Source organism: Candidatus Sordicultor fermentans (genome assembly GCF_012728195.1).
GTDB lineage: Bacteria > Atribacterota > Atribacteria > Atribacterales > Caldatribacteriaceae > Sordicultor > Sordicultor fermentans.
Map to the genome: position 1 here is coordinate 19,484 of NZ_JAAYFP010000002.1, position 9,964 is coordinate 29,447.

A 9,964-nucleotide genomic window follows, 5' to 3' on the forward strand; every position below is an offset into this window, starting at 1 on the left:
TTTTCCTCCTGCTTATTTTGAAATTATATCTAATTTAAAGGTTTCAAAACCTTTCCAGCCTGTTTAGATTTTTGCACCTGAATAATGACTCTTCATCTCCTGGTTAAAAGGTAAACTGAATATTTCATTCCATAACTTCGGAATATCCTCATAGTTTTCCGTTCTTGGATCTCTTACCAGAAGCTCTTCTAATATTTTTCTATCTCCCGTAGTAAAAGCATCTACGGCCATTTCCATCCTTGTTATTCTAGGTGTCAAATAGTATTTTAATATTCTATCTGGCAAATTGGGTTCTATTTTTTCAGAATGTATTCCACTTCCGTTAACCTCAAGAGGTATCTCAACAACTACATCATCAGATATTCCCTTTATTGCTCCCCGATTTAGAATATTCAAGACTAATCTAGTGGCTTTGTTATTCACTATTGCATTTATGAAGGGTATTTGCTGTTCCCCGCTCATCTTGTCTTTAGAAAACTCTTCTGGCCAGCTTTTAGTTAATTTTATCCCGGGGTCCTTTGATAATTCTATCATCATTCTTTTTCTCTGTCGAAGCTCTTCATAAAACCTGGGTCTCTCTACCTCATTATCTATACCTCCAAACTTCCCATACCACTTCTTTTTAGCATCGAGGTTATAGTTGTATTTCCAGGTTCCATTGCGACAGGTATCTCCAACCGGCAAAAGACCGTAAAACCTGTACATATCTATTACCGCAGGACTTAAATGAACGTCCCAGGGGTTTTCTGGCTGCCAGTGCTGAGATTCTTCCTCTATCCATTTATCAAGCAAAGGATAAGCATTTTCTCCCCGGTAAAGAAAGCGGTTTAACCATATTCCATGGTTCACCCCGGCGACTTGCCAGTCCACTTCTTCTGGATTCAGCCCGAGAGTATGAAAAACTTCAAACAATCCTGAGAACCCATGACAAAAACCAACCACCTTAACATTGGTATGCCTTAAAACCAACTCGGTTATTTCAAAAACCGGGTTAGCTGTTTGTATGAAGTAAGCATCGGGACAGATTTCTTCTATAGATTTTGCTATATCCAGGGAAAGTTTTAAATGATTATAATTGGTGAATGTATAATAATCTGACACCATGTTAAACTCTTGACTATCTATTCCTCTGTAATATCCGTATCTCTCCGCTAAGTCTCTCATAATCTCATAGCTAACATAACCATCTTCATGGCCTGGCGCTCGGTACAATGCTGTATTGATCACAAAATCTGCCCCTTGTAGCGACTTTTCTCTATCCGTTGTTTTTTCTAATTTTAAGTTTCCTCCCACCTCGTCTATATATCTTTTTGCCAGGTCATACACTGCTTCTAATCTTTCTTCATCCACATCCATTAATGAAACCAAACTTCCCGAAAGTTCTTTAGTTTTCGCTAAATCTCCAACCAGCTTAAGCGTATATCTTATACTTCCTGCCCCCATAAAAGATATTTTCACCAATCTTGTGCCTCCTCTACCAGTAATTCGTAAACTATTTCAAATAAAGTAAAAAGCCGTTCTCGGGCCAATCTCTAAGCCAGAAATATTGCGAGCAGCTTATAATTCTTTTTCTAGTTCAGAAAACAGCTGGCAGCTGGCTACTCCGCTTCCATCCAGAGAAAGGAGACTCCTTAATATCTCTTTTTTCTCCCTTTACCGGATAAATTGTCATTCCCAGCTCCTGATAATCACTAGAAGAATAAATTCGCAAAGGAAAGATTATCCTTTCCCCTATTTTCTTAACTATTTCCCTTGTTTTAGAAAAACTGTCATTTTTTCTTCCCATAATTTCGAAAACATAATTTGCTTAAAGGTTCTTTGTCCAAGAGTGATGCGGATCATCATAAGGGTTCAATATCCTCACCTCTCCAGCCAAAGACCAAAAGTAATAAAGCCTGTACCCTGGAGCCGCTACCACCGGATGATAGCCCCGGGGGATAACAAAAGTGTCACCGTTTTCTACCAAATAGGCTTTCTCTAACTCTTTATCTTCAGTATAGAGAACCTGAATCCCAAACCCTTTCTCTGGCTCTACCCGATAGTGATAGATTTCTTCCAAAAAATACTCTTCAGGAGGGCGATTTTTTTCATGGCGATGGGGAGGATAACTCGACCACAATCCCGGTTTATTAAAAGTCTCTCCCACTATTAATTTCTCCGCTGGAAAATCTTCTCCCACTATAGTGTGCACCTCTCGCTCAAAGGTGCCTTTACCTGTAGTCTTCACTTTCACTATTTCGGGAGGGAAAAAAGCGGGAGAGCCTCCTTTTTCCGCTTTAGCTCTAACCAGGATAAACTCGCTATCTTCCTCTGCCTCAATCTGGTAGTAAACTCCAGGGGGAAGGTAAAAAGCAGAAGCCTTATCCTCAAAGATAGACTTTCTCTGCGCAATTTCTCCTAAAGTTTTCCCTTCTACTTCCATTTTCACCTTGCCCTGTAAAAGAACAAATACCGCCTCTTCTCCTTTGAGCTCTCCTTGATAAGAAGTATGAGGAGAAAGCTTAAGCAGAGAGAAACTCTCCATCTGAAGAGGACTATTAGATGAATCAACCACTTGATAAAGCCAGTTATCCGGATATTTTTGATAAGGGAAAAAGAGCATTTTTGATGCCTCCGATCTATTGATTAACCTGTATCGACTTTCTTCCTGTTTCATAAACAGCTAAAATATTTTCTAAAGGAGTATCTGTTTGAATAGCATGAGTAGGAGCTAAAATATAGCCACCTCCCGGAGCACAAATTTCTATTATTTCTTTAACCTGATTTTCTAATTCCTCCAAAGAGGAAAAAGGGAGGAGACTCTGAACCGAAATCGTACCATGAAGAGTAAGTGCCTTTCCGTATAATTCCTTAATTTTTCTTAGATCCATGCACTCAGGTTGTACCGGGTTTAGGATATCCACTCCAATTTCAATCAAATCATTGATAATGGGTTCAATATATCCGTCACTATGATATTGAGTAAATACCTGAGGGTTTAGTTTTTTATAACCATCAATAAGCAACTTCATGCGAGGTTTAAAAAACTTTCTCCATAATTCAGGATTAATCATCATCCTGTCTTGCATTCCAAAATCGTCACCCAGCCAAACAATATCTACTCCCAATTCAACATATTTCTCACACTGGGCAAAGCGGAATTCCAGAAGCTTATCCAGCAGTTTTTCCACCCAACCGGGATTCTGATATAAGTTATAAATAAAATGCTCATATCCACTCATCTGCCAAGCTTGTTCAAAAAAAGTAAGAGTAGCCTCTCCTTGAATAAAAAAATCCTCTTTATAAATTTCAACTAATTTTTGCAAAGACTCATAGCGAATAGTCTCCCCGGGGTCAGGAAATTGATACGTCTCCAGATCTTCATCTTTCTCTAAAGGATAGCCAACAAAGCCAAAATATTTTCCTTCTTCATCCGTTCGATATTTAATTCCAAATTCGTCTTCGAATATTCCAGGATTAACCTCAATTACCCATTTCCGGCGAGGATGGAAAAATGCTCCTTTTTTAAGGAACTCTTCACCCGGGCCCATTCCACCTCGGCGAAAATCAATATCTAAATAAAGAAGCAGGTCCTCCTCGTTTGACAAGTGCAGGAAATCAAGAAGACTGTCAACCACCTCGCTTCTTGCTTCAAAGTCAAAGGGTGGACGATCGGGTTCAATGTGATTTAATGATTTTAAGACCCTCTCTCTGTGCTCCATTTCCTAATACCTCCGATATTTCTCAAAACACTCAAACATCCAGACAATATTTTCAAGGGGAATTTCATCATGTAGCTCGCTACTGGAAGAAAATATAATGTTACCGGTAGATTTAGCTAAATCCATAATTTTTTTAACTTCCTCTTCTATCTCTTTTTTTGAGCCAAAAGGTAAAAGCTGGCTACAATCCAGATTTCCAATAAGAACCACCCGATCCGGGCAAAGTTCTCTAACATGAGCAAGGTTCATCTCCGCCGTCGGCTCTATGGGATGTAAACCATCCACTTCAGTAGCAATAATTTGATCTAAAACTTGCATTAAGTTACCATCTGAGTGAAAAACAATTTTTATACCTTTCTCATGAAATAGGTCAACCATAACCTTTAATCGAGGAAAAAACTCATCTTCCAGCATAGCTGGTGAAAAAATAGTACCAGTTTTATGAGCAATATCTTCCCCTATAAATGCTATCGGAAATTTCTGCTCATCAGCTAAAAGTTCCACTATGGTTCTTTTTTGATAAAATCGCAAATCTATCCAATCAGAGAAAAGAGAATGGTCATCATACCAAAGATAAGAAAAATTCTCGATCCCGGCTTCATTGTATGGTTCACAAAACCATCCCTCTCCTCCATTCCACATAAGCACAGTATCACCAAGAAGTTCCTGCTTGCGTTCAAAATCCTTACGCAAACTTTCCAAATATTCTTCAGTGGGCTTCCAGCATTCTAATCGTTCAACATCCAATTTCACCCATTCTCGAAAAGAGGAGTAATCCTCAAAGGGGCGGTCAACAATCCAGCTAGTCCAGTCTTGATAAAGCCTGACAAATCCATTTTCTTCTTTTTTAATCGGAGTTGATAAAGGAATTCGAATGGTTCTTGTCATGTCAAGGACTTTCTGGCAAGCAGAGGTAACTATTCTGAGGTCATCCTGCTCGTTTTCCGTCAACCTTTCTCCTGAAAAAAACTCTACCGCTTTTCTATTTCTCAGAAGGTCAAAATTGGCCACTCTATCAGTTCTTTCACCGGAAAAAACTTTTAAAATTAGCTCTCGGGAAGAATAATCTTTCAACCTTTGAGACCTCCTTCCACAATACCCTTTATGAAAAAGTCTTTTAAAGCCACAAAAACTATAAAAAGCGGCAACAGAGATAAAATTATAGCTACACTAAGGTTATCATAGGCCAGAGATTGCAATTCATCGCGAATATGAACTATCCCTACCGGGAGAGTTTTCCACCTGGCGTCAGTTTGAAGAGTAACAGCATAAATGAATTCCTGCCATATAAAAATAAAAGTTATAATAATCGTAGTTGCCAAACCAGGTTTGGCTAGGGGGAGCATAATCTTTGACCACAACTGGTATTCAGAACACCCGTCAATGCGAGCAGCATCTTCAATTTCGGAAGGAACTCCTCGGAAGGTACCCATCATAATAAAAAGCCCCCATGGCAAATTAAGAGCCACATAAGGAAGGATTAAAGCCAGGTAAGAGTTCTTTATTCCCAGTCGGGTTTCCATAATAAAAATAGGTATAAGATAAACAGAATAAGGTATAGCTAATACTAACAAAATAAAAGCAATAAACCAGTTTTTGCCCCAGAAATTTTTTCTCCCTAAAGCATACCCTCCCAAAGAACTCGAAATGGCTATTATGGCTAAAGATACCCCGGTTATTATCGTGCTATTCCAGAAGTAACGCCTGAAATCGCTCATTTTAAATATTACGTATTCATAATGTTCCAGAGTAATCGAACGAGGAAACAAAGTAATAGGATAAGAAAAAACCTCTTTACTTGGTTTAAGAGAGGTAAATATAATCCAGACAAAAGGAGCAAGAAAAATTAACGCAACCAGAGTAGCTATTAAATACAAAATTAGCAAGGTACTTTTTTTTCTTATCATTCTCCCTTCTCCTCCAAGAATTTATTGCTTAAAAAAGAGAAAAATATAATTAAAGCCGCAGTAATGTAAGCAATAGTAGCTGCTTTTCCCATTTTAAAATACCCGAAAGCGGTTCTCCAGCTGTAAAGATAAAGAGTAAGAGTAGCAGTTCCTGGTCCCCCACGAGTCGTTACATAAGGCACTTCAAAAACCTTTATTGCCTGAACAATGGAATAAAGACTTGCCATAGAAAGATGGGTTTTAATGTTGGGAAGAATTACTAAAAACTTTTCTTGAAAGAAACTTACTCCATCTACTCTTGCAGCTTCAATAACGCTCCTTCCCACACTCTGAATGCCAGCTAAAAAAATAATTACATTAAAACCTATATACTTCCAGAGAGTAATTACCACGATAGCCGGAAGAGCTGTAGAATAATCTGCAAGCCAGTTTTTATTACCCAGAGCCTCAAATCCCAGGCTCCGAAGAATGTGATTGAAAACACCAAAAGTAGGGTCCAGAATCCAGACAAACATCACCCCCGCTAAAGAAAGAGGAACTATAATAGGAAGATAAACCGCAAGCTGGTAAAAAGTTTGTCCTTTACCAAGTTCGTCAATAATAAAGGCGATAATTAGAGAAAAAAACATAACTATGGCATAATAGAAAACGGCAAAAACTAAAGTGTTCTTTAAAGAAGATATAAAATTCTTATCCCTCCAGATAGAAACATATTGCTTGATACCCACCCACTTGGGAGCAGAATCATAAACAAAATCATATTCAGTAAAAGTGAGATAAAAAGAATAAACCAGAGGGTAAGCAATAAAAACAACTATAAACAAAAAGGCCGGTGCAAGAAATAAATAAGCCACACCTGATTCTCTAAGATTAGAAGTTCTGCCAGAAATCATTTTAGTTCCCTCCTATATAGTAAACGGAAGGGTGGGTTAAAATTTTAACCCACCCTTCCGTTTAGCCATCTTAATCTAATCTTGTCATATCTATGCTTCTTGCTTCTATCTCATTTCGTATATTGGAAAGAGTTTCTTCCGGGGTTTGTTTATCTAAAAGAAGAGGATGAAGTTCTTCCTGCAAGAGATCTAAAAGCATTTCATTTCCCTTATATTTCGGTAAGGCTACCGAATGATTTACTGTTTCTAAAATCAATTCTGCTTCTTTCTGATACCAGGTCAAATCCTCATCGTAGAAATCAGCTATTACTGGTAATTTTCCATAATGATTAAATCCCCATTGTTGAAACCACTTAGAAAACATTTGCTCTTTTATAAACTGTTTCGCAAGGTCTTGAGCAGGAGAAACTTTAGGAATATAAACTGCATGAGTGTAAACAATAGATCCATTTTCCCTGGCTCCTGGAAGAGAAACCATAGAAGTATTCTCTTCCCCTAAATATTCTCCCGCCTCTATAAACCGAGAGTGAGCAGTGTAGATAGCAGGTATAATGCCGGCGTTGAAATTATTCCTACCGTAGTTCTCATCAGTAATAGTACCGCTTGCGGCCAATCCTTCTCTGATCCACTTCTGGTTTAACTCCAGCCATTTTAGAGCAGCTTCACTTTCAAAATCTAGCCATTGAGGATTGGTCGGAGAATATATAGAGCCCCTCATAGCTTGAATTCCGCCAACATAACTGTAAAATATGAAATTCCATCCCCAATCAACGCTCAAAGCAGCCCCAGGAGCAACTGCTTTCAATTTCTGAAGCTGGCTTTCAAATTGGTCCCAATCTTCAGCTTCTACAGGCTGGCCATCTGCATCGATTAACCCTGCGTCAGCATAAAGAGCTTTATTTATATTCAAGGTCATCAGTTCTCCCATAAAAGGTATAACTGGATAATATCTTTCTTCGCCTTTCTTAAAAACTGCTGTATCCAAAAAAGCAGGCATAATTCCCTCTATTTCCGTTACTACACTTGCTAAATCCACTAACAAATCTGCACCCACGAGAGGTGCTAATTGTTCCGGCATTCCACCTATTCCAAGGTCCACTGTGGTCTCATCGCTTTGCCACATCAAAAGGTAACTTTTTACAAATTCTTTATATTCCTTAGGAGCTACTGTGACTTTAACGTCCGGATGTTCTTTTTGAAATCGTTCAGCTGCTTCCCGCACTGGAAATTTATTAATAATCCACTCATCTGATTCTATTCTCAAAGTTTTTTCTTGAGCATAAACTACCCAGGAAAAAAGAACAAAACTAAATATCACCATAAAACTAACCAGAGCAGTTCTTTTTCTCATTTTATAATCCTCCCCAAATCATGATTTAGACTTCCAGGCTTCCCACATAGTCACCAAGTTTTCTACCGGTATGTCATCTTGAATATTATGTACTGCTGCAAATACGTAGCCACCTCCTGGAGCGAAAATTTCGATATTCCTTTTTACCTCTTCACGAACATCATCTTTACTCCCCCGCAATAAAGTCCCCTGGGTGTCTACACCACCTCCCCAAAAAGTGATCAGTTTTCCAAAATCCCTTTTTAACTTCTCAGGATTCATTTTTGAAGCACTAAGCTGAACAGGGTTTAATATATCAATCCCTGCTTCAATAAAATCCGGTATTAAATCATAAACTGCTCCACAAGAGTGAAAAAAGATATAAAAAGAAGGACCCAACGATTTTTTTGCATACTCAAAAAGTTGTCGGTGTTTAGGTTTTATAAACCGCTGATACATTTCTTTAGAAATAAGGAGGCTTTGTTGAGTAGCCAGGTCATCTCCCTCTCTCAAAATGTGAATTCTTCCTTTAAAATTCTGATTTAGAAGATCGATATAGCGCAATTTAACTTCTAAAATCTGTTCCAAAATAGCTTCAGCCAGACCAGGAGCAAGAGTTAAATCTATTAGAAACTGTTCATAGCCTCGCAACCGCAAAGCAGTTTCGAAAATGCCCGACCCAAAGCTCTCTACTATTAATATCTTTTTTTGATTCTGGCGACCTATCTCTTCTTCCAGGTCCTTTAAAATTTCGGCTCCTGGATCAGGCCAGGGATATTTCTCAACATCGTCAATATTTTCTGCCTTTGCAAGTGGATTAGAAATTACATCGAAATATAAACCTCCACTTTTTGGCATGCCCCATCGAATGCCCCATTCATCTTCAAAATAAAAATAATTCCCTTCTTCTTTAATCAAAGGATTTTTGCGAGATATACCAGGGAAACCACACTTTGTATCTATTTCCAACCAGCGAGCCACATCTTCATCTATCTGAGCTAATTGCTGGACATAGTCAAGAACTCGAACCTCCCGGGTCAAACCTCGATACTCCAGCAGTCTGGAATAAATACCTTTCGTAATTCCAGTTACTATAGTCCCTCCCAGATCAAAAGGAACGTGGTCTGGTTCTTGGTGAGATAAAGTTTTTAAAATCCTCTCCTCGGAAGTCATTTTAGTATTCTCCTAAACTCTTACTCCACAAGAAGACCTGATTATCAATTCTGGTTTCAAACTTATCTGACTATTTTTGACTTTTTCTCCATTTATTAATCGGAAAAGTAAATCGGCAGCTAATTTACCCATCATATATTTGGGCTGGCTGACAGTAGTTAGCGGCGGATCGAGGTATGCGGAAAGGAAAATGTCATCATAACCAACCACGGAAATGTCCTTAGAAACCAACAAATTTTTCTCCCTTATTGCCTTCATAGCTCCCAGAGCTACAAGATCGTTATAAGCAAAAATAGCAGTAGGAGGGTTATCAATACTTAATAATTTAAGAGTGGCTACGTATCCTCCTTCTACAACAGGAGAATTAAAGCTCAAAAGGCTCTCATCAACTTCTATTCCTGATTCTTTTAAAGCTCTCAGGAATCCCTTTTCTCGCCACAAACTGGGTTGAGCACTATTCGGACCATTGATTAGAGCAATTCTTTCATGTCCCAAATTCACAAGATATTTTGTTGCTTGATAAGCACCATTTTCGTAGTCAGCAAAAATACTGGGAACATTCTCAATTATCCTATTTATAATTACACAGGGAATATCGCCTTCTGCTATTTCTCTAATCTGCTCTTCCTTAATCCGGGAGGACCCTAAGATAATACCATCTACCTCGCTTACCTTTAGAGTCTCAACATACTGCTTTTCCCGTTCTATGTCTTCTCTGGTATTCCACAAACTCACGCTGTAGCCAAAATCAAAAGCTAAATCTTCCACTCCATGGACAATCTCCGGAAAAAAGGGATTGGATATATCAGTAACCATAAGAGCTATAATTCTGCTCCTCTTCCTGGTAGAAGACTTTTTTCTGCTTCTTACCGGAGTATAATTAAGTTCTCTTGCTACCTGCATAACTTTTCTCTTTGTTTCCTCACTTATCGCGGGATCATCATTAAGTGCTCTGGAAAC

9 protein-coding genes are annotated in these 9,964 nt (G+C 38.5%); all 9 read right to left on the minus strand.

Features of this window, described 5'->3' with window-relative positions; translation table 11 throughout:
- Positions 1-63: 63 nt before the first annotated feature.
- Complete coding sequence (gene aglA / locus GXZ17_RS00110) at positions 64-1,461, minus strand: alpha-glucosidase AglA (protein ID WP_409375259.1); 1,398 nt, start codon at positions 1,459-1,461, stop codon at positions 64-66.
- Between the two features lie 346 nt (positions 1,462-1,807).
- On the minus strand, positions 1,808-2,602 hold the full coding sequence (gene iolB, locus GXZ17_RS00115) for a 5-deoxy-glucuronate isomerase (protein ID WP_409375260.1): 795 nt from the start codon (positions 2,600-2,602) through the stop codon (positions 1,808-1,810).
- 16 nt (positions 2,603-2,618) lie between these two features.
- Positions 2,619-3,701 (minus strand): uroporphyrinogen decarboxylase family protein, encoded by a 1,083-nt coding sequence (locus GXZ17_RS00120; protein WP_409375261.1) that lies wholly within the window; start codon positions 3,699-3,701, stop codon positions 2,619-2,621.
- A 3-nt stretch (positions 3,702-3,704) separates the two neighbouring features.
- Positions 3,705-4,775 (minus strand): uroporphyrinogen decarboxylase family protein, encoded by a 1,071-nt coding sequence (locus tag GXZ17_RS00125; protein ID WP_409375262.1) that lies wholly within the window; start codon positions 4,773-4,775, stop codon positions 3,705-3,707.
- The gene (locus GXZ17_RS00130) at positions 4,772-5,608 is read right to left on the minus strand and encodes a carbohydrate ABC transporter permease (RefSeq protein WP_409375263.1); all 837 of its coding nucleotides are present in this window, start codon (positions 5,606-5,608) and stop codon (positions 4,772-4,774) included. Before GXZ17_RS00130 ends, GXZ17_RS00125 begins: the two co-directional genes overlap by 4 nt.
- Positions 5,605-6,501, minus strand: coding sequence for a carbohydrate ABC transporter permease (locus GXZ17_RS00135; RefSeq protein ID WP_409375264.1), 897 nt, complete (start codon positions 6,499-6,501; stop codon positions 5,605-5,607). The genes GXZ17_RS00130 and GXZ17_RS00135 overlap by 4 nt, the downstream gene beginning before the upstream one ends.
- 70 nt (positions 6,502-6,571) lie before the next feature.
- Positions 6,572-7,852 carry an ABC transporter substrate-binding protein gene (locus tag GXZ17_RS00140; protein ID WP_409375265.1) on the minus strand — a complete coding sequence of 427 codons (1,281 nt, stop codon included), beginning with the start codon at positions 7,850-7,852 and terminating at the stop codon, positions 6,572-6,574.
- Between the two features lie 18 nt (positions 7,853-7,870).
- A complete protein-coding gene (locus GXZ17_RS00145) occupies positions 7,871-9,004 on the minus strand; it encodes a uroporphyrinogen decarboxylase family protein (protein ID WP_409375266.1) in 1,134 nt (377 codons plus the stop codon).
- 12 nt (positions 9,005-9,016) lie between these two features.
- A partial coding sequence (locus tag GXZ17_RS00150; RefSeq protein WP_409375267.1) for a LacI family DNA-binding transcriptional regulator occupies positions 9,017-9,964 on the minus strand: 948 nt, incomplete at its 5' end.

Coding starts and splice junctions, on each gene's coding strand:
- GXZ17_RS00120 (WP_409375261.1), bottom strand. CDS start 3,701: ATGGAGCACAGAGAGAGGGTCTTAAAATCATTAAATCACATTGAACCC.
- GXZ17_RS00130 (WP_409375263.1), bottom strand. CDS start 5,608: ATGATAAGAAAAAAAAGTACCTTGCTAATTTTGTATTTAATAGCTACT.
- GXZ17_RS00140 (WP_409375265.1), bottom strand. CDS start 7,852: ATGAGAAAAAGAACTGCTCTGGTTAGTTTTATGGTGATATTTAGTTTT.
- GXZ17_RS00135 (WP_409375264.1), bottom strand. CDS start 6,501: ATGATTTCTGGCAGAACTTCTAATCTTAGAGAATCAGGTGTGGCTTAT.
- iolB (WP_409375260.1), bottom strand. CDS start 2,602: ATGCTCTTTTTCCCTTATCAAAAATATCCGGATAACTGGCTTTATCAA.
- GXZ17_RS00145 (WP_409375266.1), bottom strand. CDS start 9,004: ATGACTTCCGAGGAGAGGATTTTAAAAACTTTATCTCACCAAGAACCA.